Consider the following 24,591-nt stretch of genomic DNA (forward strand, 5'->3'; position numbering starts at 1 on the left):
AGCCTGCTAAATAATGACTATTGTATGTTGGTCAGTAAACTTTTGAACTGGTTGATAAGTTCTTCATTGTTATTGTTTTTTCGATACACCATAAATATCGGCCGTTTAATTTGCATTGGCGCCTCAACTTGAAATAGCGCTTGCGAGTCTAATTGGCTTTTAACTAGCTCGGCAGGTAAATAGGCAAAACCACCTTTTGACAATAGCACTTCTAGCGCAATCATCGCCGTTGAGGTTTTAAGGCTTGGCACCACTTTATGATGAAGTGCGTGCTCTTTTTGAAACGTAAGTCCCCAATCGATAAATATATAGTCTTCAATTGCTTTATCAAAAACTGAACGAGTGCCAACTAGCGATAAATCAAAGTGACCAATTAATTCACTGACATAATCATCATCTTTAATGGGATCGGTTAATAAGCCGACATCGAGACTTCGATCATCGAGTTTACGCTGTATTGCTTCGCGCACCGAAATTTCCGTGCCTAATACGAGGTTATCAAATAACTCAATCGCTTCGTGAATTCGATGGCTAAAAAAAGCATCCCAAACATTCGGCGTGGCGGCAATACTAAAAGACGCTTTTTGAGCATTAGCAATAGAAACCGCGACTTTCGACTGCGTCATTTGGCTAACCATTAAATGCGCATGCCCTAACAACGCCTCACCCGATGGCGTTAAGCGTAAATTATTTTTATCTCTAATAATGAGCTGAGTTGAATAAAACTCTTCTAGCTGTTTAATGCGTGCACTTACTGCAGCTTGCGTAATATATAAGGTTTCTGCCGCATGGCCAAAATGCTTATGTTCAGCAACCGCAATAAAGGTTTTAAAAACGCGTATATCCATGTCAGCCCCAAATAAAATAATTGCTGCTAATGTAATTAAAAACTAACGACGCGACAAATATTATTTGTAGCGTAAATGTGAACTTATTCATAAAAATCGTCATCTTTAACTGCAGCAATCATTGCCGTTGATATTATTGATTTAAACAAGGGTTATATCTGTTAGCACTGAAATAAACAACTTGGCTCTAATCGGCTTTTCATCCTAGCAGCTGTTAACGATTGATAGATATTTTTTTACCTGTCGATAAATATTTTTTAGCAGTAAATACATCAGGATTTCTGTAAGCTCCGGCAAAAATTCACCATACTCATTTATTCACTTTTTGCTGGGCTAAGCTTATGAAAATTTGTTTTATCATGTACCCGTGGGATCGCGTTGATCCTGAAACAGACTCTACCCTAAGATTAATACATGAATGTGTGAAACGAAATCATACGGTAGCACTTGCAACGGTAAACAATCTCACTATTCGCGACAGTGTCGCTAGTGCGTTTTGTGACGTGTTTACCAAAAAAACAAAATTCTCAGATAACATTGTCAGCTTTTATAAATCGGCCAACTTTAAACGCGCTCAACTACCATTAGCAGGTTTTGACGCAATAATAATGCGCGCAAATCCGCCACTAGATACCTTTGCTCTTAATTTCTTAGACTCTATACGTGGTGATACTTTTATCATGAACGACCTTGATGGTTTACGTGTTGCCAATAACAAGGTTTATACCGCTTCTTTTCAAGACACCGAAAGTGAATACATTCCAGCAACCCATGTATCAAAAAACAGAGATTATTTAGAGCGTATTTTTGAAGAATCTGACAGCGATAAAATGATCTTAAAACCACTAGATGGTTATGGTGGTAGAGGCGTGATCGTCTTAGAAAAAAGTGCTCGCCAAAGTTTCCGTTCGTTACTCGACTTTTATATTGGCGGCGACGAACACGGTAAAGGTAGTAACTACGTTATTTTACAAGATTATGTTCATGGCGCAGAAGAAGGCGATGTGCGCATTTTAATGTTAAACGGTGAACCCATTGGCGCAATGAAACGCGTGCCAGATTCAAATGATGTTCGCTCAAACGTGCATGCTGGTGGCAAAGTGGTGAAACATAAATTAACCGCACAAGAGAAAAAACTCTGTAGATACATAGGCCCTAAATTAGTCAGAGATGGTTTGTACTTTACTGGTATTGATGTAATTGGTGGCAAACTGATTGAAGTTAACGTATTAAGCCCGGGCGGCATTGTCCGTATCAATCGCTTAAACCGTACTCGATTACAAGCACAGGTGATCGATTTTGTTGAAAGCGTGGTGCAAGCAAAAGAGTTAGTTATTAACCGTAAATCGCAATTTAGACAGGTAATTGAAGATGCAAACGCTGTCTGAAAAAGAATGCATATCGCTGATCAAAAAGCGCCAGTGTTTTCATGCTGAGGTTAACAATGGCTCTTTTATTGTAAAAATTGACGAATACACACCGCTCATTTGCGCTGCGATCCACAACGGGCACAATTTGCGTGCTGAGTTAAATAAGGCGTTCTTGTTGTCAACGCAAGAACGTTTTTATGAAGAAGATCCTTATACCGATGAGCTAATTTCTTCGTTTCCCATTCAGTTAATTGGCAACGATTCGCGCTTTGAATACGATCTCAATCGCGCAAAAACGTTATCGACCTACTTTAAAACCGCTTGGAACAAACAAGTTTGGCAAAAGCCATTAACGCAAAAACAGCGGGCGACTAGCCATGCCAAGCATCAAGCATTTTACAACGTATTAGAAGCCATTGTTAGTGTTATTGAACAACAATATAGCAATGCGATTGTCTTTGATATTCATTCCTACAATTACAAACGAATTGAACAAAACACACCGACCTTTAACATTGGCGCAGGGCAAATCGACGTTGAACGCTGGGGCAAAGTTGTAGGCCAATTTGAACGCCAGCTTAACAAAATTAACTTACCCAATATTGATGTGCGCGCGGCAACCGACGAAGTTTTTCACGGCAGAGGTTATTTAATTTCACATATTAACGCGCATTTTGACAATACCTTGGTATTACCCACTGAAGTGAAGAAAGTCTTCATGGATGAAAGCTCTGGCGAAGTATATCCATTAGTACTTGAAGAGCTAAAAGCCGGTTTTAAAAATGCCATTAGTGAAACCGCCGCGTTTTTCATGCGTCGCTACACTAAAAAAACACGCACGCAAAAAGCCGATATTTTATCGTCAAACATTAGCCCAGAAGTGCTTAATCTTGATAAACGTTTATTTGCCCTGTGCAAGCAGGTTGAAACCTTAAACTTTATCAACCCGATAAATTTAAACGCGCAAAAAAATCGTTTTTTAAAAAAGAACAGTTATCTGCCGCCCAATTTTAACTACAAGCAACTCAACATTAACCCGTATAAGTTTAGAGAAAATCTATACCAACTGCCGGTAGACGACGTTAATGATGCTGACATTCAACAGTTATATCGACATGTTATAGATAACCTTGCCAGTAAAATTGATTTGCTCACCTCGATTGGAACTAGCGACTTTGTTTATAATTCACTGAAATATTATGGTGAACCTAGCCAAACCGATATCGCCAATGCGCGTTTTATTTTGCATTTAAATGACGAACAGCACAGTGAACAAAGCGAGCTTTTAAACGCTGACCAAGCCATTGACTACTTTAGAAACCAAGCACAAGCGTGGGGATTAAAGTGCAAAGTTGAAAAGTCAGGCAAAGTGGTTGCTAAAGCCATGGTGAATAATGAAAAAGCATTACTTTTAATTAATAAAAATGCCCAGTTTAGCGAAAAAGAATTACACGCTTTTGCCTATCACGAACTTGGCATTCATATGTTAACCACCATTAACGCCAAAAAGCATGCGTTGAAAGTATTTAGTTTAGGGTTAGCAGGCAATACGCACACCCAAGAAGGCATTGCCCTTTATAGTGAATATTGCTCGGGGAGTTTAACTATTGCTCGTTTAAAGGTTATTGCGCTGCGTGTTATCGCCGTGCAATACATGCTTGCCCATGGCGATTTTGTTAAAACTTACCATGCGTTAATGACCGAGTTTTCACTTGAAAAAGAGTTTGCATTTACCTTAACCACCCGGGTTTACCGCGGCGGTGGCTTTACCAAAGACTACTTATATTTAACTGGCTTTAGAGACATTTTAACCACGGCAAAACAACAATCTATCGACAACCTACTTGTCGGTAAAACCGGATTACTCGACTTTGAAGTGATCTCAGAAATGGTAGCTCGTGGCATGTTAAATAAACCAAAACCACTATTTGACACAGCTTATCGCCCTTCTGGCAACGAGGTACTCGATTTTGTTGTCAATTCAATTAAATAGCGCTTAGGTCATTAACCTCTTTGCTATCACGTAGGCCTCTTTACATCATTAAGATAAAGTCGAGGGGTCTGCCATTTTCACTTGCTCCCTTTAACTTGCTGCCCTAATACCAATTTGATTAAATATTTAGTCAATTTGGTATAAAGTAAACGTCATCGGTTAATAACTATTATATAAGTGACGCAATGAAGTATTTTGCCTATGGCTCAAATATGTCGACCTTACGATTACAACAACGCGTGCCAAGTGCAAAAAAAATTGGTCGCTATACCTTAAATAAACATCAATTACGTTTTCATAAAGCGAGCACCGATGGCTCAGCAAAGTGTGATGCTTATTTTACAGATAATCATACCGACCAAGTTATTGGCGCATTATTTGAGATGGATAAAAGCGATAAAGTTTTTTTAGATAAAGCGGAAGGCTTAGGCTTTGGTTATGACGAAAAAATGGTGCAAGTTGTCAATGATGACGGCGAATATGTTAACGCATTACTTTATATCGCCACCAATATTAACGCTAACCTAGCGCCTTATTCTTGGTACGTAAACCATGTAGCCATTGGCGCGAAAGAAACCAAGCTGCCCACTGAACAGCTAAACAATATTCTGAGCACCGTTAGCCAAGAAGATAAAGATTTAGCGCGAGATGAACGTGAACGGGCAATATATTTAACAAAGACTTAACAACTAACCTGAGCTCGGCTTAATAAATACTTCTCTAGCCACTACTTTTACTAACTTCCGCGTTAAATTCACTTGCAATAGACCAGCTATTGACGCGTAAATTTGCCTTGAAGTAAGCAAAACCAGCAAGCTAGAGGTTAACATGAAAATATAATCTTATATTTCAACTAGTTAAATATCTCTTAAACCGAGTTCAGGTTAACAAAAATGCCGCGTTGTTCACTAAAAACAACGCGGCATTTTTTATAAAACACGAGTTAACTCGCCATTAAAAGTGAGCGATAGCGCCTAAGAAAACACCGTCAAATTTAATGTCTGAGTAGAAATCATCTATATCTGATAATTCCATATCAACAGAGCGATAACCAAGTTGAATATCTAAATCAATCGCTAAGTTATCTAACAATTCGTAAGCAATACCTACTTGGTAATCTTGTAATTTACTGTCGTCGTAACTGACAATATTACCTTCAGCAAATACATTAAAACCGGTAAACGGTAGGCCAATTACTGTTTTAACATAAAGCATCGGAATGATTGCAGAAAAGTCAGTGTCGGTTGAATTACCTGGGTTAGCGGTTTCAGTAATCACAATATCACCTGAAATATCACGACCGGTTAAACCAAAGTCAAACGCCAATAAGTCATTCGAAAATACTTCATAGTAAAAAGTATAATCGACATAGTTAACGTCAAATACTGAGTCAACTTCACCCGTTACTGTGTCGCCAAAACCAAAATCGGTATCGATAACCGCATTACCTGTAGTATCAAGCGTAGTTGATGCTATTTTGATGTTTGGAATAATTGGAATTGGGTGTTCAAAAGCAATATGAAAGCTGCTTTGCGATTCACCTTGTAAACCAAAATCTTCTTGGTCGTCGGCATTAGGGCCGTCGCCAAATACGCCAGTTGCTTCGTTATCCCAATACTGGCCACCAATGTATAGTCCTAATACATCTGCTTGAACACTGGCAGACATCATAGCTGCAACACCTGCTGCAATTACTGCTTTTTTCATGTTTTATCCCTTACTAAGTAATTCATTTAAGTCGATTAAGGCGGCATTCGCGCGCGAAATATAATTGGCCATTACCAAAGAATGGTTAGCAACTAAACCAAAACCATCACCGTTTAACACCATAGGGCTCCACACGGCTTGCTGGCTATATTCCAATTCACGAATGATTTGTTCTACGCTTATTTTTGCGTTTTTATTTTCTAATACGTCATTAAAGTCTATTTCTACTGCTTTTAAAAAGTGAAGTAAAGCCCAACAAGCACCACGCGCTTCATAAAATTCATTGTCAATTTGCCACCAACTGGTTTTTACCTGCATATTGCTAGCCGTATGCGTCGATTGTTTTGCTTGTGCGTCGCCGGCTAAGTCAATATTAACTTGGTCGCGACCAACACTGGCACTTAAGCGTTGCGAGTAGCTACCTAAACGCTTTTGCACTTTGGCGATCCAATCGCGTAAATTATCTGCACGTGCATAAAATTGTGAGCTTTGGCTATTGACCTCGGTTAGTTCTTGTCGATACGAATAAAGCGCTTTAATCGCTTTTTTGTATTCACTTTCCGCACTCGGCATTGCCCAACTGGCGTGATCAATATTAAATTTTGGATGAGCGGACTTTAAATGAATATTTTCCTTTGATTGCGATTGTGAGCGGCTAAACTCCTGACGCATCACCAAAGATAAATCACGGATCATCTCTAGCGCGCCAAACTCCCATGACGGAATGTTATCTAAGAATACTGACGGCGGTAAGGCGTCGTTAGACAAATAACCACCCGGTTTTTCTAATAAGGTTTCGGCAACACGAATAAGGGCTGTTGTGGTGGTATAGCCAATGACAGGCGCCACATTATCTGCACTGGCATCTTGCGTGACTTCAGTTTGAAGATCGATATTGTCTGGTTCAAAACTCCAAAACACCCCAAGTAAATAAAAGCAGATAATAAGAGCAGAAATAATTGAGACAAATGTTTTGGTGGAGAAATTAATAACCATTATATGCTCCTAATGATGGTGATGAGATGTTTTTCGTTTAAGCCCTTGAATAGGCAAGTTAAGACTGACATCCTTTTGGTTGTCAAAATATAACGTGATTGGCATGGTTTCACCATTAGATAATGGATTTTTTAGATCAAAAATCATTAAATGGTAACCTGAAGGCTGCAATTTAACCTGCTCATTGGCAGCAATAGCGATGAAATCTGTTTGCCGCATCTTCATCATCCCATCAGCCATTAAGTGCTGATGTATTTCAATACGATCACTTAAGCGACTTTTTGCGCCAATAAGTTTAATGGTTTGGTCACTTTTATTCGATATGGTCATATATGCGGCTGAAATAGTGGTGCCGGGGATCGTTTCTTTAACATAGCCCGAACTCACCGTAATTGCTTGTTCAGCACTTGCTAAGAAAGAAATACTGAAAACTTTCAGTAATAAAGTCAAAAATATCACATTTTTTTTCATAACTTGCTATACATCCTTTTTTATAACAATTAAGGTTTATGCATCTGCATTGTAACTAAGCTAAGAGCAAATGAATAACTTAATTCTCACAAATGAAGATCAAGGCGTATTTACCGTCACTATAAATCGTTTTGATAAAAAAAATGCCCTAAATTCATCTATGTATTTGCAACTTTGTGATGCATTTGAATATGCCAATACTAGCGAATCTGTACGCTGTTTATTAATTCAAGGTAACAACGAGTGTTTTTGTGCCGGCAACGACTTACAAGACTTTCTCGAAAATAGCGACGATATCGTCGCACTTAAATTTATTAAAAAGTTGGCTGAATTTAACAAGCCACTTATCGCAGCAGTTGCCGGTGTTGCTGTTGGCATTGGTACTACCTTATTGCTGCATTGTGACATGGTGATTGCCGCCGATAATAGTAAATTTAAATTACCTTTTACTCAGTTAGGTTTATGCCCTGAAGCAGGTTCCAGCTATTTACTGACTCAACGTTTAGGCTATAACAAAGCGTTTGAACTTTTAGTATTAGGTGAATTATTTTTTGCTGAAGACGCGAAAAACTATGGCATTGTCAATCAAGTCACTGCAAAAGATGACGTTATTGCTACAGCAACAAAAATTGCTCAAACCATCGCTAAATTGCCCGCTGATGCGGTAAGTACCAGTCGTAGCTTAATTCGCCAAGCAAGCGATGAAACCTTAAAAATGATGATGGCAAGTGAGGCTGAAGAGTTTATTCGTTTAGTCAATACTCCTGACTGCAAAGCCATTTTAACATCATTTTTTAAGTAATTAGCGCTTTACCTCGTCTGCCTATTAGGTTTAGGTGATTTATAGTCACCTAAACTTTTCTAACACTTTGCTCATAATTAAGCTGATTGACGTTTAGGGTCTCGGGTAAATAACCAAATTAACAAGGCTATTAACAATACCGGCCAAAACACGCCAATAGCAAACATCGCGAAACAGCCGACAATGAGCATACCAATGAATATCATGGTGCCAAATACGCTCAATACAATACCTAAAGCCACTACCACTAAAACCACGGCAACCAATGCTGAAACGCTTATTGCTTTAATTGGCTCAATAAGCTCATTGTCCATGTATACATCAACATTAAATAGGTCAATTATGCTTGCGCCCAATACATAGGTTAAAAATAGCGTGGCAAGAATGGCGAGCATTAACGATTTAAAAAAAGACATAGATACTCCTATTTGTTGATTTTATGTATAGTTCAATAAGTTTTGCTGTTTGGCATTAACACAGTGGCAACAACATAAGCCACACCCGTTGCGGCCGGTAAAGTAATTAGTGCGCATATTGCTGCAACTCGAACACCCCAGCGTGGTAACTGATAATAATTTGCGACACCGGCACATACGCCAGTAAGTTTTTTATGTACCACATCTTTAGCTAACGTTTTTTCCACTGAATAATTACGCTGATAACTCATTATTTTTCTCCTGCTTGCGATAAATGCTTTATATTTTGCTTAAATAGACTAACGCCTGACTGACCATATTGAAGCGCAGCAGCAACGATAAAAAATATTACCGTTGGCGCTAAACAAAAATACAAAGCAAATAGTTGTGAATTTGACATAATCGCCTCTACTTTTACCTAACTATTGGCTACACGTTGCTTAATTTCTTGTAACTCTTTTTCAATAGTATCTTGTGTTTCTAATGCATTAATTTGGCTAGACAAATCTTGGTTTGTTGTCATATCAAACGCTTCAACTTGCGCTTCAACGGCATCCACTTTTTGCTGATAACGTTCAAACTTAGTTATCGCATCTTCGATATTGTGTACCACAGCTTGATGACGCACCTTTAATCGAACTTCCGCTGATTTTTGGCGCATAACATAAGCTTCTTGTCGACGTTTAGCTTCAGTTAACTTTTCTTGTAATCTGGCACTATCGTCTTGGATCTTCGTTAAAATATCGTCAAGTTCCACCATTTCAGCTTGCACTTGTTCCAGTTGCGCAGCCGCTTTATGCTTTTCTGTTAACGCTGATTTTGCTAGGTCTTCTCTACCCTTGCCAATTGCGATTTCAGCTTTAGCTTGCCAGTTAGCGACAGTTTTATTCAGGTTAAGTATTTTACGCTGCAAACCTTTTTTCTGTGCGATTTGCTGCGCTGCTGTCGCTCGTACTTCAACCAAGGTTTCTTCCATTTCTTGAATGATCAAACGGATCATTTTTTCTGGATGCTCAGCCTTGTCTAACATGCTGTTTAAATTTGCATTAACGATGTCGGTAAAACGTGCAAAAATTCCCATTGTCTAATCTCCTATGCCTTGTTCGCTGCAATAAGTTGTGGTTGGTTGTTATCTTCTAACGCTTCTTCAACTTCGATAGTTTGTTCAGTGATAACTTGTTCAGTTTCTTCACTGGTAAGCCATTGCCATGCTGCATCAATTGAAAAAGTATCGATTTCTTGTTGAATATTGCTTTGCACGTTTTGGCTAACTTCATTAATTAAACGTTGACCTTGCGCTGCAATAGTTTGTGCAATGGCTGTTTCAAGTGAAACCGCTTCAGCATTTGCTGATGTTGCAGTTGTCATACCCGCGGCAAATAAGCCAGCAACGATTAAAGTTTTTACCACTGAGTTTTGTTTAGTTAACTTGTTCATTATCTTCATCCTTATAGTTAAATTGGGTTGCTAGACTTCTCGACTTAGCGTGACTTAGTTATTACAAGGCTTGTGCCAACCTTGTAAAAAACTTTAATTCGTTAATTAATAAGGATTTTATTTTTTATCCGAGCAACAGCTAAAAACAAGACATAATATGTCAAGCTAATTTTTGGTGAAAATAACAACTGATGTGGTGAATTTGACCAACAAGAAAAATCAAAAAGCGGCAATTGGCATTTAGTCAGTCACGAATCGCTAAAAAGAGCAGGAAAATAAGAAAGAAGCGCTAATAAGCAAGTAGCAAGTAGCAAGTAGCAAGTAGCAAGAAAAGGATAAGGGAGCAGAAAGTTAACAGCAGCATGAAAACATCACGCTGCTCATTATTTTAAACAGACATTACAAACTGGCAGCGACCACTTGGTTATACGCTTGTTGCAAGGTTTGACCATTGGCGCTCAGATCGCCGGCACATTCACTTAAGGTACGACGAAACTGCCTCGCGCCCGGTAAACCGTTACACAATCCTAGCATGTGTCTAAAGACATGTTGCGCTTTACCGCCATTAGCGACATGACGATCAACATAGTCCGCCATTTGCTCAATCACGTCAGCACGGCTGATCACTGGCGTATTTTCTTGCCATAACACCTGATCCGCTTGGCTGAGCATATATGGGTTTTGATAAACCTCGCGGCCGATCATCACACCATCAAGATGTTCAAGGTGCGCTTTAGTTTCATCTAAGGTTTTAATGCCGCCGTTAATTGAAATGTCTAAGTTAGCAAAATCTTTTTTCACCTGATAAACACGATCATAATCTAGCGGTGGCACATCACGATTTTGTTTAGGACTTAAACCGGTAAGCCACGCTTTGCGCGCATGCACTATAAAGTGCTGACAACCTGCACCACTGACAGTGGTGATAAATTGATGCAAAAACTCATAGCTGTCTTGCTCATCAATACCAATGCGAGATTTTACTGTGATCGGAATATCAACCGCCGCTTGCATTTCACTTACACAGTCGGCAACCAAATTCGGCTCAGCCATTAAACAAGCACCAAAGCGACCATTTTGCACACGATCAGACGGACAGCCAACATTAATGTTAACTTCGTCATAACCGCGTTGCTGAGCAATTTTTGCGCATTCAGTCATCGCTTTAACATCGCTACCACCGAGTTGCAAAACAACCGGATGCTCTTCCTCGTTATAAGAAAGGTAGTCACCTTTGCCAAATAAAATCGCGCCAGTAGTCACCATTTCAGTATACAACACCGTATGTTTAGACATAGTGCGGTAAAAGTAGCGACAGTGACGATCTGTCCAATCCAACATGGGCGCAATAGATAGTTTGTGAGAAATCATAAAGTTAATTAACTTGGCATTTGAAATAAGTAATTTATTCAATGCATTTTTGACAAAAAATTTGTTAAATTATACTGGCTTAATCAATATGGAACAAAGTTAATTTTTATAAGGATATAAAAGTGCATACGGCTAGGTTGTTTTTAATAATACTCATATTTTTCAGTAATCATGCATATGCAGTATCGAAGTGCCAATATGAGTGGAATGCCCTAAAAAAAGTTCAAGAACTACTAAGAAAACAAAGCACTCAAAGGCTAAGAGATCTTGAGCATAAAAAGCACAATACCTATCAAAATTGCCGTAAAGGTAAAAATAAAACGTACAATAAAAAGAAAAATAAACTTAATTTAGAAAATATATACAGCGGCAAAAAACAAAAGGCTTGGCTTAAATACTACCGAACACCACAGTATTGTAAAAACCCGTCAACAGAGAAAAAGCGGGAAGCCTGCATTAAACAACGAAATGATAAAGCCTACCATTTTGAAAGGGTTTGGAGCAGTAAACAACGTTAATATGATAATAGCAAACCGAAACCTTAACGGCTTAAGTGATGGTATTTACGTAATGCGTCACGACAATAATTTACTCGTGAAAAGACTACAGTTATTACCCGAGGGGATTATCAAAGTAAAATCGGATAACAACATGTACGAACCATGGGAAATAAACAAAAAACATTTAAATGGTACGGATATCGAATTAATAGGCCGCGTAGTGTGGTCAGGACAGAGGATGTGATTTTATGGAATACAAAATAAAAAGAAAGACAGTCACGTCCCCAAAAAAGCTTTGTCTTTATAACCCTGACCGTATAGAAGATACAATCGAATTTTTTAATGAAATTGAATCACTATCAAATAACCCAAATTATGCTGTAACAATCGATTTATCAGATTTGAAATATATTAACTCTGCTACAGCAACTTACTTATTCGCTTTAGTTTCAGCCATGCAAGCATATGTATCAATTGATTATTTTAAAATTACACAACCAAAAAACAAGGAGTTAAAGAGAGTATTTTCCGATACAGGCTTACATACGGCTCTTAAACCTGGAGGAAAATCTAAATTAAAAAAATTATGGAAGAATTCAAATTTTCTTTGTGGGAATAACAATGATAGAGCTAAATTTTTAGCCGAAATTAGAAAAAGATTAGACCTTAATGCTTTACCACCAAAACTAATCACAGCAATTAAAGAGACTCTTTTAAATATACATCATCATGCATATCAAGGACCTACAAAGCTACTTGATTATACGTGGTGGTGTTATTTTCAAATTCGTAAGGATGATAAAGGCAGTTATCTTTCAGCCGTCATACTTGATAGAGGCAGCGGGATACCTTTTAATATTAGAAATGAACTTCCTTTATTTGAACACCAAAGCGATAGTGCTTGTTTAAAACATGCAATGACCGAATTTGTAACAACAACTAAAGAAAAAGGCAGAGGAAGAGGGTCAAAGGATATTCAAAGTCCGATATATTCGAACAAAAATGATGTTTTGCTTATCATTAGTGATAAGGTATCTTATGCATATTATGATGAAACTATCCAAAACGGTAAAACAACCTTGGATTTAACACAAGCATTTAAGGGTACATTAGTAGAATGGAAGCTTTATTATTAGGAGGCAACAATATGTCCACAGTTACAATTAACGTTATAGATTATACTAATGATCCTTTTGGACGTTATCAATCTGACGGAGAAGGTAATGGGGCTGAATTTAGAGATAATTATATAGTTCCAGAGCTTGAAAAAGGTAATGACCTTATAATTAATTTAGATGGAATTTTAGACGATGAATATAACTCCTCATTTTTAGATGAAGCATTCGCCAATTTAATTAGAAAAAAAGGTTATAAGTATTCTGAGTTATGCAAAAGATTAAAATTTAAGTCTGTCAATAAAGAGTGGGAAAAAGAAGCTCAATCGTATTTAGATGAATTAAAAGACAAATAATGACTGATTTCTTTAAAGACTATGGTGGATTAATTTCCCTCATAATGCTCATTCTTGGGTGGTTTGTTTTACTTAATTCGACAAAATATATAACATCAAGAAACGAAGCAAAATCTTATATAAATGATTTAACTTCTTTATTAGAAAACGCTTTCAAAGAATCGATTGAGTTTTGGAGTGTTTTCTCGGCTAAAACCGTTGAAGAAAGAAACACATTTTATAAAACAAACGATCTAAAAATACGTCAAATCAGAGATTACAAAAAACTATTAGAAAACTACGATATAATTATTTTAAATTCACATAAACTAAAGAAAATTAAGGATAATTTAACATTATCGCCAGAAACTCATATAATCGAAGACCCCATTAAATTGAAGTCTTACATCCTAAAAAAAACTTCAATGGCTCATCGTGAAGGAAGTAAATATATACATTCTATTCACCAAGCCTTTTTAGACAAATATCCACCGACTAGAAAACCATTAATAGAAAATCTTTTCAAATTAAACTATGTCACAGGCCTTCTTTATGGGGCAATAACTATGGTTATCTATTTTTTGACCGGAAAAGCGATCTTAGGTTAATCATCTAGAACTTATATAAAATGGCGATTTAAATTGATTAAAGTACACCTGAAAAAAAGCAAAACACACCATTAGTACACCTTGCTAGCTCATAAACCTTATATTAGCTTAAAATCTGTCCAATCAAGCATGGGCGCAATGGAAAGCTTGTGACTGATAGGATTAACTGTGTTTAGCGGTTTTACTGGATTAGACACTTTTTTACCTTGAAGAATTAACTGTTTCGTGACGATGATAATTGAGTAAAGCCAAACACGCTCTGTAATGCCGAACTGAAGTCATCGCCGCTAAAAAAACACACCAATTATACAGAGGAAAATAAAAACATTCTGTAAAAACTCGCATGAAAATTAACTAATATATCCATTGTCCAAAACACTGCAGTATAAGCATTTTAAAAGGTGTTAAGTGAGCTAAGATAATTCATCCCCATAATAAATACTCAAACCGGCTTGTTCCTTGGCTTTATACATAGCTTTATCTGCTAATTGAATTTGTGTTTTCGTTGATAAGTCACCTTCAAAATGCACGGCAACACCAATACTTGCTTCAACGGTTAACAGCTTTTTTTGAATTTTATATGGCGAATTAAATTCTTGCTCAAGCTTGGTCGCCATTCGCTTAACTAAATGTTGCGAATCAAGATTACACATCACCACAAGAAATTCATCGCCACCTAAACGGCTAATAATATCAGACTCTCGAATACAGTTTTTTAGTCGCTTCGCTGTTTGAACCAATACGCTGTCACCGACTGTATGACCATGGGTATCGTTAAGCTGTTTAAAATTATCAAGGTCAATATAAACAAAAGCGGTGTAACATTTTTTACGCTGCTTTTCTTGTTCCAAGCGTTTAAGTTTCTCGTTCAGTACTCTTCGGTTAGGTAAATTAGTCAGCGGATCTAAATTTAGTCGTTGATAGGTTTCGATTTCTTTTTGTTTACGTTTTGATATATCGCGCGCAATGGCCAACAAGTAACTGGCGTTATTGTATTCTTGAATACTTACATTTACCTCGATAGGAAACTCGGTACCGTCTTTACGCGTGTGGCTTGACTCGATTAAGATATTACCGACTTTTTTCATGCGCTCGACATGCGTTTGCCAGCGCTGTTGGTCGTCAAAGTTATGATTGATATCTGAGACTTTCATACTGAGCAGTTCAGCTTTTGTGTAACCAAGTCTGGTAAAGGCTAAATCATTGCAATTTAAGATCCGCCCAAATTTCCCATCAATCACATAAATGGCATCGTTAGATTGATTAACAAGCTGGTTTAATAAGATTTCAGCAGCATCAGATTTTTTAATTGCCGTTAAGTCGATTATTTGCGAGACATAACGTTTAATTGTCCCGTTTGGGTCAGCTTGCGCAACAATATTTAGCTGTGCATAAATGGTATGACCGAGTTTATGCTTGTAGCGTTTTTCAATTTTTATTGGTGTGAATGGTGCTTTTTTCAGGTGTGAGCGAATTTCTTTGTTTACTTCAATATCGTCAGCATGAGTAATAATAACCTCATCGGCATAAATCGAATCGCCTTCATACCCCAGCATTTTACACAAGGCAGGATTAACATATTCAAACTTACCGTCTGGATACGAAAGGATCATTGGTACCGGGGTAACCTCAAACAACCGATAAATAGAATCTTCTAATTGAGAATACTCTGACTTCATTACTTCTCACTACGTCATTAATGCTAAGTTATCTTCTCCTTTAACAACACGAAATCATCCTAGCCTATAAGTATAGTTCATCATAATAATTTTTCTGCGCTGGCTAAGAAGTTCATAAAAGCGTTTTAAAACTGCGCGGTAAAATGTTGAAAACAAAAAGCCGATTTCAGCTTTTGCTTGGCTATGGTACACTGAAAAAAATCGTCTAAGTTTAGTGAACATGTCAACTGAAACACTTTTAGAACAAGCAAAAGAAGTATGCCAACAACGCGGCGCACGTTTAACGCCAGCAAGAGAGCAAGTATTTTTATTGTTAGCGCAGCATGAAAATGCCGTTGGAGCATACGATCTACTCGACGAATTAAAAGCAATTGACCCTTCAGCCAAGCCGGCAACCATTTATCGAGCACTCGATTTTTTAAGCCAACAAGGCTTTGTGCATAAAATTGAATCTATCAATGCGTTTGTTTTATGTCACCACTTTAGTGAATGCAACCATCCAGTGCAGTTACTTATTTGTGATACTTGCGGTCATGTTGAAGAGATTCAGTCAACCAACTTAGATCTTGCTTTGCGTTCAATGGCGGATGCCAGTCGTTTTAGCATAAGTCATCAAATCGTTGAAGCGCATGGAAAATGTCAAACTTGTCAGTAAACTAGCGCCTATTTTTATCCAATAATAGGCCATCGTTTTATGTACGCCATGTTTGGCACATCACACCACAGATTTCATAAACCACAGCTATTAACTCGCACTGAAACGTACACGTTTTTATCCTCTGTGAACTTCAAGTGAATGAAAAGACACAACATCTTGAAATTATTCATCAAATTACATTGCACGACATAACACACGCAGTTGCCAATAAAACCAGAAATAGTTTTCAGTTGCTGATCGCGAAGATGAAAAAAACATTCAAGAATATGTCGAACAACACTTTAATTTATATGACAAAGGTAATAAGCTGACCATTAACTGAGTAGGAATCGAGTTAAACAAAGGACTGACTTTTGTTGACCAAGCCGTGAAAAAGCAAAACTTTTTAGGCAGTTTAGTGGTAAAAAACCAGATCCTCGTCGATACTTATGCTAAATAAATAAATACTGTGAATTATCAAGATGCTGTCGTAAGTGGAAGTCTAACTTTTACGGCAATTCAATGTAGTGTAAAAATTGCTAACAATTAATGTAATTGATTCATTTACATTTACTATAAAAGCTTGCAGAATCAGAACAGTATTATAAAAAAACTTAAGCCTTAGGTAACTTTCATGAATGTAGAGTTTATCAACCCCTTTTTATCTTCGATGCTAAACGTAATGTCTACGATGGCTCAAATGGAATTGAAACCAGAAAAACCCAAGCTAAAGAAAAATGAAGTAGCGCAAGGTGATGTTTCCGGTTTAATTGGCATGGTGAGTGATCAGGCGAAAGGCTCTCTGTCTATAACGTTTGAAGGCAGCTTAGCGTTAGCCACCATGAAAAATATGGTTGGTGAAGCACCTGATGAAGTGAACGAAGAAATTACCGATTTAGTGGGTGAAATCACCAATATGGTTACCGGCGGTGCCAAACGTATGTTAAGTGAAAAAGGCATCGAGTTTGATATGGCGACACCTATGGTAGTTTCTGGAAAAAACCATAGCATTAAACATAAAGCTGAAGGCGCCGTAGTTATCATTCCGCTAGGCTCTGAATTTGGTAAAGCCTATATCGAATTTAGTTTCGACTAATCGACCAATAACAGCCAAATAAAAACCGCATTTTATTGCGGTTTTTTTATGGCTAACCATTTGTTGCTATCAAATAGACTTTCTTTTTGCCCAACCTTAATCAATCACTTCTAGCCATAAACGTTTATCGTGTGTGATCTGCTTGGTTTTTTCAGAAATAAGTGGGTTCTCTAGCACAAAGACACTACGTCTGTTCGGCTTTGATTTTTCAATAATATTAGCCGTTATTGGATGGTTATTAAAAAGCTCATCCATTTCACCACTAGCCACTATTGCCGCCATGCCTTTATTTAAACGGTCAATTAACCGCTTATTGTTGTTATTAACAAAGAAATAAATAGGCGAAACGTATTTTAATAATAAATGCTGTTCAACAGTTAGGTCACTATTGCCTTGCACCTCATGCCAAGGCTCATGTAGCGCTCTAGGAAAGTAATCAAATCGCTTTTTGGCTAGCATTTTAAGCAGATAATTGTCGTAACCTCTAACCACATCAAAGCTGTTATGTTCGAGAATGTCACTATCAGGCCAATTGTAACCTTGACCAACAGACATACTCGTTAGTTGTTCAAAACTGATATTTTTCGAAAATTTATTTTGTTCATTGGCTCGTATAATAAAAATACGATAACCCATCATGCCTTTTAACAAAGGCACGTAAATCGCCGTTAACCGTTGCTCTAGGTCTTTACTGGTCATTCGCCATGTTAGGTCGATGATCTTATTATTTTCCAACATGCTTGAGGTTCTAGCCTGTGCCATTTCAATGGCGACAGGGGTTAAGGTGTATTCACCAAAGTCCTTTTTAGTTTTCTCTAACGCTAGGGTTAATAAGTCAACAAAATAACGTGTTTTAGGGTCTGGGTATTCTTTAGAGTCGACATAGCGAATTTCGTCATTTGCTGTGCAGTGAACGCTGAAAAAACAAAACAGAGCGAGCCAGAGTAATTTATTCAAACGCTGTCCTTGTATAATTATTTTTCTTAAGTCGAAACAATTTAACTATAGCCAAAGTTCGGTATTTATAAAGTTTATTTGGATCAAAGATTCTGCATTATCACGTATTAAACATTCTCAACATTTTTGAATTATGCTATATTCTTGCTCCAAATTTTCCGGTTTTAATTTGGCTAAGTTAACAGCAGTTAATTAGCTTATTTCGTACACTTAGGTATTTCTTTAATGATGAATTTTCAAGGTAGTCATATTTTATCTGTTTCCCAACTTGACCGAGAAGCAATTGCTCGAATTTTACAAGTTGCAGGTCAAATGGCGCCTTACGCGTTACGCGAAAAACGTTGTCATGTATTAGACGGTGCGATTTTAAATAATCTATTTTTTGAACCAAGCACCCGCACCCGAGTAAGCTTTGGCGCTGCCTTCAATTTACTCGGTGGTTTTGTTAGAGAAACCGTTGGCGAAGAGAACTCCTCACTTAGCAAAGGCGAATCATTATTTGATACCGCGCAAGTGATTAGCGGCTATTCCGATGTGATCGCCATGCGTCACCCTAAAATGCACTCGGTCGCAGAATTTGCCGAAGGTAGCACGGTACCGGTAATTAATGGTGGTGACGGTGCAAATGAACACCCAACACAAGCTTTACTTGATTTATTTACTATTCAGTCTGAAATGGCGCCTTATCAAAAAGGCTTAGACAACTTGCACATTACCTTAATGGGTGATTTAAAACATGGCCGAACGGTGCATTCATTGTCCAAGCTGTTAAGTTTATATAACAATGTCAAAGTGACTATGATTTCACCTAACGCATTGCAAATGCCAGATAATGTCATTTCAACACTGAGCAATGCTGGTCATGAAATTGTCGTCACTGATAAAATCGAAGGTAATTTGGCCTGCGACGTCATTTATCAAACACGTATTCAACAAGAACGCTTTGCCAGTAAAGACGAAGCTGATTTATACCGCGGTCACTTCAGCTTAAATAAAGAAATTTATCAACAGTACTGCAAAGAGCACACGGTGATCATGCATCCGCTGCCGCGTGACTCTAGACCTGAAGCAAACGAATTAGACACCGACTTAAACGAATTAGACAATTTAGCTATTTTCCGTCAAGCCCAAAATGGCGTATTAGTGCGCATGGCACTATTTGCCTTAACATTAGGCGTTGACGAAAAGTTAACTCAATATGAAAAACCAGTGACTTGGTTTACTAATAAACAGGCTCGTAAATAACAGCCCTTTAATCTATACAAAAGCGAACAACAATTATGCAACATTCTGATCAATTATTTGAAAATGCAAAACAAATTATTCCTGGTGGCGTAAATTCGCCAGTACGCGCTTTTAATGGCGTAGGTGGAACGCCATGCTTTATTAAACGTGCTGAAGGCGCTTATATTTACGACGCTGACGACAAAGCTTACATCGATTATGTAGGTTCTTGGGGACCAATGATTTTAGGTCATAACCACCCTGCGATTTTGAATGCCGTCATTGAAACTGCGCAAAACGGTTTAAGCTTTGGTGCACCAACCGAGCTTGAAATTACCATGGCAGAAAAAGTGCGTGAACTTGTGCCGTCTATGGAAAAATTACGCATGGTAAGCTCTGGCACCGAAGCCACCATGAGCGCAATTCGCTTAGCCCGTGGTTACACCGGCCGCGATAAAATTTTAAAATTTGAAGGTTGTTACCACGGTCACGCTGACTCGTTATTAGTAAAAGCCGGCTCTGGCGCATTAACCTTAGGCGTACCAAATTCACCAGGTATTCCAGAAGATTTTGCCAAGCACACATTAACTGTTAGCTACAATAATATTGAAGAAGTTAAAGCGGTATTTGAACAATATAGCGACGAAATCGCCTGTATTATTGTTGAACCCGTTGCCGGTAACATGAACTGTATTCCGCCAGTACCTGGCTTCTTAGAAGGCTTACGCGCTATTTGTGACGAATATAAAAGCGTATTAATTCTTGATGAAGTCATGACCGGTTTTCGTGTCGCATTAGGCGGCGCACAAGCACACTATAATGTTGTGCCAGACTTAACCACCTTAGGTAAAGTTATTGGCGGCGGCATGCCTGTAGGCGCATTTGGCGGTAAAAAAGAAATTATGGATTACATTGCCCCAGTTGGCCCTGTGTACCAAGCAGGTACGTTGTCAGGCAACCCAATCGCGATGGCTGCTGGCTTAGCCGCATTAAACGAATTATCACAAGGTGATAAACATGCTGCACTTAGCGCAGCCACTGAAAAATTAGCGATGGGCTTTAAAGCTGCTGCTGAACGTAACGGTGTATCCCTTAGTATTAACTACGTTGGCGCTATGTTTGGTTTCTTCTTCACTGATGAAGAAAAAATTACTAGCTACGCACAAGCAACCGCCTGTGACGGTGAAAAATTCAAACGCTTCTTCCACTTAATGCTTGATGAAGGTGTTTACCTTGCACCATCAGCGTTTGAAGCGAGCTTTTTATCAACAGCGCATACAGAAAAAGAACTAGAAGCGACATTAGCTGCAGCAGACCGTTGTTTCGCTAAACTTTAACAGCTAGAAGCTAGAAGCTAGAAGCTAGAAAGCATAAAACCCCTATCGAGATTCGCTAGGGGTTTTCTTTTGTCTTTAAACAATGTTTAACGACCTGTAAAAGAGTTTGCTAAGATACAAAATTAACGTTGTAAATGACAATATAGCAATAGGGATAATTTAAGATGTGGCAACAAATTGAATTTTCAATCGCGGCGAAAAAACGTGGATTCCATCTTATTACCGACGAGGTTGAACGACAGCTTAATCAATTTCCTGCGGTAGAAGTTGGCATGGCGCATATCTTTATCAAGCATTCGTCAGCTTCGCTGACCATAAATGAAAATGCCGACCCGACCGTTCGAGTTGATATGGAGTCACACTTTAATAAATTTGTCCCTGAAAATGCTCCGTATTATCGCCATACCTATGAAGGACCAGACGATATGCCCGCCCACATTAAAGCCAGTACCCTCGGCAGTAGCATTACGATTCCGGTAACAAGTGGGCGTTTAAATATGGGCATTTGGCAGGGCATTTATTTAGGCGAACATCGTGACCATGCTAGCAGCAGAACCTTGGTTTTGACCTTACAAGGCGAATAGCGCTTAGTTTTCGGTTTTTAGTTTCTAGCTTTAAACTTTCCACTTGCAGCTAAAAACTTGCAGCTCTAAAGCACGTCTACCTGCACACGACGAGTAATATTACACAAAAGCTCATAAGGAATGGTGTCTGCGTGTTCAGCAATTTCTTCAACCGGTAAACCTTTACCCCAAAGCGTGGCGATATCACCAATGTTCTCTTGCGCATTTATACCTAAATCTACGGTGATCATATCCATTGCCACGCGGCCAACTAAAGGCACTTTTCGGCCATTAATTAATACGGGTGTGCCATTGCCGGCATGGCGCGGATAACCGTCGCCATAACCGATGGCAATTACGCCAATAATGGTTTCTTTATCGCTTACCCAAGCTCCACCATAACCTACGGCTTCACCCGCTGGAATTTTACGCAGCGCAATTAGACTTGATTGCAAGGTCATTACCGGTTCAATACCAATTTCATTGGCACTGTCTTGAGTTGAAATCATCGGCGATACACCATAAAGCATTAAACCGGGGCGTAACCACTGATAATGGCTTTCTGGCCAAGCAAAACACCCGGCCGAATTGGCCATAGATTTTTGTTCTTGATAATTTGCCGTTAATTTTTCAAATATAGCGATCTGCTGTGTGGTTGCTTGATTGTTTTTTTCATCTGCACAAGCCATATGACTCATTAAAATAAGATCAGCATGAACATTTTTTGATTGGCTCAGCTTTTGATAAAAAATGTCAAAATCTTCAGGGTTAATCCCTAAACGGTGCATGCCGGTGTCGATTTTAAGCCATACCTTTAACGGTTCAGCTAAGCTTAAATTGTCATCGGTAATAGCTTCAAGTTGCTCATGATTATGCACGATAGTTTGCAAGTTATGTTCAGCAAGCTTTGAGATATCTTTGGCATCAAAAAAGCCTTCAAGCAAAACAATCGGCTTTACCACTCCGGTCGATCTTAGTGCGAGCGCTTCATCGAGTCGCGCAACACCAAATGCATCGGCTTGGCTATTTTGTTCGATCAGTGTTTTCGCAATTAATTCTAAGCCATGCCCGTATGCATTTGCTTTGAGTACGGCTAGAATATTGGCTGTTGGCGCGAGCGCTTTTACTACGTTAAAGTTATTGGCTAACGCTTGACGATCGATTAACGCGGTAGCAGTTCGTAAACTCATACTTGTTTAGTCTTCCTCAAGTACATGTGAACCTGCATAGTTGTCAAAACGTGAGAACTGGCCTTGGAAGGTAAGCGGCACACGCCCAATTGGACCGTTACGCTGTTTACCAATAATAATTTCTGCCATGCCTTTAAATTCAGAATCGTCGTGATAAACCTCATCACGGTAAATGAACATGATTAAATCGGCATCTTGCTCAATCGAACCTGACTCACGTAAATCTGAGTTAATTGGACGTTTGTCCGAACGTTGCTCCAAGCCACGGTTCAGCTGAGAAAGCGCAACTACCGGCACTTGTAATTCTTTTGCTAAGGCTTTTAACGAGCGAGAAATTTCAGCAATTTCTAGAGTACGGTTATCAGAGAATTGCGGTGCACGCATTAATTGCAAATAATCAATCATGATCAGGCTAATACCGCCATGATCACGAGCAATACGACGGGCACGCGAACGAACTTCCGTTGGCGTTAAACCAGCAGCGTCATCAATATACATTTTGCCACTTTCTATCAATAACCCCATGGTTGACGATAAACGCGCCCAGTCTTCATCTTCTAGCTGACCGGTACGAATTTTAGTTTGGTCAATACGGCCCAATGAGGCGAGCATCCTCATCATAATTTGTTCTGAAGGCATTTCCAGCGAGAAAATAAGCGCGGGATGTTCTTGCGTCATCGCGGCGTGTTCGGCCAAGTTCATCGCAAAGGTGGTTTTACCCATGGAAGGACGTGCGGCAACAATGATCAAATCAGACTTTTGCAAACCTGCGGTCATTTTATCTAAATCAGCATAACCACTTGGCACACCGGTAACACCACCTGATGGCGCCGAACAAAGCTTTTCAATACGGTCGACGGTTTTTTCTAAAATGGTGGTTAGGTTTTCTGGGCCTTCAGATTTATTAGCGCGTTGCTCGGCAATGGCAAACACTTTGGTTTCAGCAAAATCGAGTAGCTCAGCACTAGTGCGCCCTTGAGTATCGTACCCTGCTTCGGCAATTTCATTAGCGACAGAAATCATTTCGCGCGTAACCGCGCGCTCACGCACAATTTCTGCATAGGCAACAATGTTAGCGGCACTTGGCGTGTTTTTCATCATTTCAGCGAGATAGACAAAACCGCCGGCATCTTCTAATTTTTGATCGTTTTCTAACGCTTCCGATAACGTAACCAAATCGACTGGATTACCCAGTTCAATTAATGACGCAATGCATTCAAAAGCAATACGATGTGAACGTGAATAAAAGTCTTGTGCGACGACTCTTTCACTCACACGATCCCAAGTTTCGTTATCAAGTAATAAACCGCCAAGTACTGACTGCTCAGCCTCTAACGAGTGAGGTGGTACTTTTAAATCATCAACTTTTTTATCTTGCAAAAAAGACTTATTTTTAGAAAATTTTGCTGCCTTATTGTCGGCCATTGGCTTACCTTTCACTTATACCTTTCATCTAGGTGTCTAAATGTCATCACCTGCTGAACGGGTATTTTAGCGCAATTAATTTAGCGCGTGTTGATCTTTGGTGTATCTTTTTGCAGCAGTATATTGCGTATTTAGACAAGGCAGCGCCTATGCAGTGTGGTTGTTCCACATAAATAGGCGATAAACGCTGTCATTAAGATTTTTTTAAACTAAATTTATACCGCAAAAGGTCAACACGCTCTAATAAATGCGTAATTTTTAGGGCTGCTAATGTAGCAGATTACGCTATTAATTCACATAAAAAGACAATTAAACTCAACGAATGTCGCGGCAATTAATCATCCTGTTTAATGAGTTGTCGATAGGAATTTGGCTAGGAAATATATCAAGAGAATATTGAGTGAGGATATTGAATGATAATAAGAGCGGGCTGAACCTTGCCGCCTAATGCCGCATTAGCTCAACACGCTCTTGCCTTAATCTGTACTAGCTCAGAACTTACAATATGAGTGTC

Annotated in this window: 28 protein-coding genes; 14 read left to right on the forward strand and 14 right to left on the reverse strand. The window is 38.7% G+C overall.

Going from position 1 to position 24,591, the window contains the following annotated elements:
* Window positions 1-17 precede the first annotated feature (17 nt).
* Window positions 18-848, reverse strand: coding sequence for a LysR family transcriptional regulator (locus tag ACRRSQ_RS07015; protein ID WP_440874999.1), 831 nt, complete (start codon window positions 846-848; stop codon window positions 18-20).
* A 341-nt stretch (window positions 849-1,189) separates the two neighbouring features.
* Here ACRRSQ_RS07015 and gshB point away from each other — a divergent pair, with 341 nt between their 5' ends.
* From gshB to ACRRSQ_RS07030, 3 genes are all read left to right on the forward strand, one after another.
* A complete protein-coding gene (gene gshB, locus ACRRSQ_RS07020; protein WP_440875000.1) occupies window positions 1,190-2,236 on the forward strand; it encodes a glutathione synthase in 1,047 nt (348 codons plus the stop codon).
* Window positions 2,220-4,211, forward strand: a complete 1,992-nt coding sequence (locus ACRRSQ_RS07025) for a flavohemoglobin expression-modulating QEGLA motif protein (protein WP_440875001.1) — start codon at window positions 2,220-2,222, stop codon at window positions 4,209-4,211. The genes gshB and ACRRSQ_RS07025 overlap by 17 nt, the downstream gene beginning before the upstream one ends.
* A 185-nt stretch (window positions 4,212-4,396) precedes the next feature.
* Entirely contained in the window at window positions 4,397-4,897 is a 501-nt protein-coding gene (locus ACRRSQ_RS07030; RefSeq protein ID WP_440875002.1) for a gamma-glutamylcyclotransferase family protein, read from the forward strand.
* Window positions 4,898-5,165: 268 nt separating this feature from the next.
* Here ACRRSQ_RS07030 and ACRRSQ_RS07035 read toward each other — a convergent pair whose 3' ends face one another.
* From ACRRSQ_RS07035 to ACRRSQ_RS07045, 3 genes are read right to left on the reverse strand one after another with little or no spacing between them, the layout of a single operon-like run.
* Window positions 5,166-5,918, reverse strand: a complete 753-nt coding sequence (locus tag ACRRSQ_RS07035; RefSeq protein WP_440875003.1) for a TIGR04219 family outer membrane beta-barrel protein — start codon at window positions 5,916-5,918, stop codon at window positions 5,166-5,168.
* Between the two features lie 3 nt (window positions 5,919-5,921).
* Window positions 5,922-6,914 carry a DUF2333 family protein gene (locus ACRRSQ_RS07040; protein WP_440875004.1) on the reverse strand — a complete coding sequence of 331 codons (993 nt, stop codon included), beginning with the start codon at window positions 6,912-6,914 and terminating at the stop codon, window positions 5,922-5,924.
* Between the two features lie 9 nt (window positions 6,915-6,923).
* Window positions 6,924-7,385, reverse strand: coding sequence for a copper chaperone PCu(A)C (locus tag ACRRSQ_RS07045; RefSeq protein ID WP_440875005.1), 462 nt, complete (start codon window positions 7,383-7,385; stop codon window positions 6,924-6,926).
* Window positions 7,386-7,455: 70 nt separating this feature from the next.
* On the opposite strand from ACRRSQ_RS07045, the gene ACRRSQ_RS07050 reads away from it, so the two are divergent.
* A complete protein-coding gene (locus ACRRSQ_RS07050; RefSeq protein ID WP_440875006.1) occupies window positions 7,456-8,187 on the forward strand; it encodes an enoyl-CoA hydratase in 732 nt (243 codons plus the stop codon).
* 77 nt (window positions 8,188-8,264) lie between these two features.
* Here ACRRSQ_RS07050 and ACRRSQ_RS07055 read toward each other — a convergent pair whose 3' ends face one another.
* From ACRRSQ_RS07055 to dusA, 6 genes are all read right to left on the reverse strand, one after another.
* Window positions 8,265-8,603 carry a hypothetical protein gene (locus ACRRSQ_RS07055; RefSeq protein ID WP_440875007.1) on the reverse strand — a complete coding sequence of 113 codons (339 nt, stop codon included), beginning with the start codon at window positions 8,601-8,603 and terminating at the stop codon, window positions 8,265-8,267.
* 32 nt (window positions 8,604-8,635) lie between these two features.
* Window positions 8,636-8,854: a PspC domain-containing protein gene (locus tag ACRRSQ_RS07060; RefSeq protein WP_440875008.1), complete on the reverse strand. Its 219-nt coding sequence runs from the start codon at window positions 8,852-8,854 to the stop codon at window positions 8,636-8,638.
* Window positions 8,854-9,003: a hypothetical protein gene (locus ACRRSQ_RS07065; protein ID WP_440875009.1), complete on the reverse strand. Its 150-nt coding sequence runs from the start codon at window positions 9,001-9,003 to the stop codon at window positions 8,854-8,856. Before ACRRSQ_RS07065 ends, ACRRSQ_RS07060 begins: the two co-directional genes overlap by 1 nt.
* 18 nt (window positions 9,004-9,021) lie before the next feature.
* Window positions 9,022-9,684, reverse strand: a complete 663-nt coding sequence (pspA, locus tag ACRRSQ_RS07070) for a phage shock protein PspA (RefSeq protein WP_440875010.1) — start codon at window positions 9,682-9,684, stop codon at window positions 9,022-9,024.
* Between the two features lie 11 nt (window positions 9,685-9,695).
* The gene (locus tag ACRRSQ_RS07075; RefSeq protein ID WP_440875011.1) at window positions 9,696-10,040 is read right to left on the reverse strand and encodes a hypothetical protein; all 345 of its coding nucleotides are present in this window, start codon (window positions 10,038-10,040) and stop codon (window positions 9,696-9,698) included.
* A gap of 399 nt (window positions 10,041-10,439) precedes the next feature.
* Window positions 10,440-11,411 carry a tRNA dihydrouridine(20/20a) synthase DusA gene (gene dusA / locus ACRRSQ_RS07080; protein WP_440875012.1) on the reverse strand — a complete coding sequence of 324 codons (972 nt, stop codon included), beginning with the start codon at window positions 11,409-11,411 and terminating at the stop codon, window positions 10,440-10,442.
* Window positions 11,412-11,930: 519 nt separating this feature from the next.
* Here dusA and ACRRSQ_RS07085 point away from each other — a divergent pair.
* From ACRRSQ_RS07085 to ACRRSQ_RS07100, 4 genes are read left to right on the forward strand one after another with little or no spacing between them, the layout of a single operon-like run.
* Complete coding sequence (locus ACRRSQ_RS07085) at window positions 11,931-12,155, forward strand: S24 family peptidase (protein WP_440875013.1); 225 nt, start codon at window positions 11,931-11,933, stop codon at window positions 12,153-12,155.
* A gap of 4 nt (window positions 12,156-12,159) precedes the next feature.
* Window positions 12,160-13,047 carry a hypothetical protein gene (locus ACRRSQ_RS07090; protein ID WP_440875014.1) on the forward strand — a complete coding sequence of 296 codons (888 nt, stop codon included), beginning with the start codon at window positions 12,160-12,162 and terminating at the stop codon, window positions 13,045-13,047.
* Window positions 13,029-13,382, forward strand: coding sequence for an STAS-like domain-containing protein (locus ACRRSQ_RS07095; protein ID WP_440875015.1), 354 nt, complete (start codon window positions 13,029-13,031; stop codon window positions 13,380-13,382). Before ACRRSQ_RS07090 ends, ACRRSQ_RS07095 begins: the two co-directional genes overlap by 19 nt.
* Window positions 13,382-13,969: a hypothetical protein gene (locus ACRRSQ_RS07100; protein ID WP_440875016.1), complete on the forward strand. Its 588-nt coding sequence runs from the start codon at window positions 13,382-13,384 to the stop codon at window positions 13,967-13,969. The genes ACRRSQ_RS07095 and ACRRSQ_RS07100 overlap by 1 nt, the downstream gene beginning before the upstream one ends.
* 413 nt (window positions 13,970-14,382) lie before the next feature.
* On the opposite strand, the gene ACRRSQ_RS07105 is transcribed toward ACRRSQ_RS07100, so the two are convergent.
* Window positions 14,383-15,648, reverse strand: coding sequence for a diguanylate cyclase domain-containing protein (locus tag ACRRSQ_RS07105; RefSeq protein WP_440875017.1), 1,266 nt, complete (start codon window positions 15,646-15,648; stop codon window positions 14,383-14,385).
* Between the two features lie 220 nt (window positions 15,649-15,868).
* Between ACRRSQ_RS07105 and zur the strand changes: the two genes are divergently transcribed.
* The 3 genes from zur to ACRRSQ_RS07120 all read left to right on the forward strand — a co-directional run bounded on the left by zur (window position 15,869) and on the right by ACRRSQ_RS07120 (window position 17,381).
* Window positions 15,869-16,303, forward strand: a complete 435-nt coding sequence (gene zur / locus ACRRSQ_RS07110) for a zinc uptake transcriptional repressor Zur (protein WP_440875018.1) — start codon at window positions 15,869-15,871, stop codon at window positions 16,301-16,303.
* 119 nt (window positions 16,304-16,422) lie between these two features.
* Complete coding sequence (locus ACRRSQ_RS07115; protein WP_440875312.1) at window positions 16,423-16,617, forward strand: DUF6702 family protein; 195 nt, start codon at window positions 16,423-16,425, stop codon at window positions 16,615-16,617.
* Window positions 16,618-16,919: 302 nt separating this feature from the next.
* On the forward strand, window positions 16,920-17,381 hold the full coding sequence (locus ACRRSQ_RS07120; protein ID WP_440875019.1) for a chemotaxis protein CheX: 462 nt from the start codon (window positions 16,920-16,922) through the stop codon (window positions 17,379-17,381).
* Between the two features lie 96 nt (window positions 17,382-17,477).
* On the opposite strand, the gene ACRRSQ_RS07125 is transcribed toward ACRRSQ_RS07120, so the two are convergent.
* On the reverse strand, window positions 17,478-18,338 hold the full coding sequence (locus tag ACRRSQ_RS07125) for a substrate-binding periplasmic protein (RefSeq protein WP_440875020.1): 861 nt from the start codon (window positions 18,336-18,338) through the stop codon (window positions 17,478-17,480).
* A gap of 225 nt (window positions 18,339-18,563) precedes the next feature.
* Here ACRRSQ_RS07125 and ACRRSQ_RS07130 point away from each other — a divergent pair, with 225 nt between their 5' ends.
* The 3 genes from ACRRSQ_RS07130 to ACRRSQ_RS07140 all read left to right on the forward strand — a co-directional run bounded on the left by ACRRSQ_RS07130 (window position 18,564) and on the right by ACRRSQ_RS07140 (window position 21,483).
* On the forward strand, window positions 18,564-19,583 hold the full coding sequence (locus ACRRSQ_RS07130; RefSeq protein ID WP_440875021.1) for an aspartate carbamoyltransferase: 1,020 nt from the start codon (window positions 18,564-18,566) through the stop codon (window positions 19,581-19,583).
* A 35-nt stretch (window positions 19,584-19,618) separates the two neighbouring features.
* Window positions 19,619-20,899: a glutamate-1-semialdehyde 2,1-aminomutase gene (gene hemL / locus ACRRSQ_RS07135; RefSeq protein WP_440875022.1), complete on the forward strand. Its 1,281-nt coding sequence runs from the start codon at window positions 19,619-19,621 to the stop codon at window positions 20,897-20,899.
* A 164-nt stretch (window positions 20,900-21,063) separates the two neighbouring features.
* On the forward strand, window positions 21,064-21,483 hold the full coding sequence (locus ACRRSQ_RS07140; protein WP_440875023.1) for a secondary thiamine-phosphate synthase enzyme YjbQ: 420 nt from the start codon (window positions 21,064-21,066) through the stop codon (window positions 21,481-21,483).
* A 65-nt stretch (window positions 21,484-21,548) separates the two neighbouring features.
* Here ACRRSQ_RS07140 and alr read toward each other — a convergent pair whose 3' ends face one another.
* A complete protein-coding gene (gene alr, locus ACRRSQ_RS07145; protein ID WP_440875024.1) occupies window positions 21,549-22,652 on the reverse strand; it encodes an alanine racemase in 1,104 nt (367 codons plus the stop codon).
* 6 nt (window positions 22,653-22,658) lie between these two features.
* On the reverse strand, window positions 22,659-24,077 hold the full coding sequence (dnaB, locus tag ACRRSQ_RS07150; protein ID WP_440875025.1) for a replicative DNA helicase: 1,419 nt from the start codon (window positions 24,075-24,077) through the stop codon (window positions 22,659-22,661).
* Between the last annotated feature and the right edge of the window lie 514 nt (window positions 24,078-24,591).

This window comes from Thalassotalea sp. PLHSN55 (assembly GCF_052030545.1).
GTDB lineage: Bacteria > Pseudomonadota > Gammaproteobacteria > Enterobacterales > Alteromonadaceae > CANMXU01.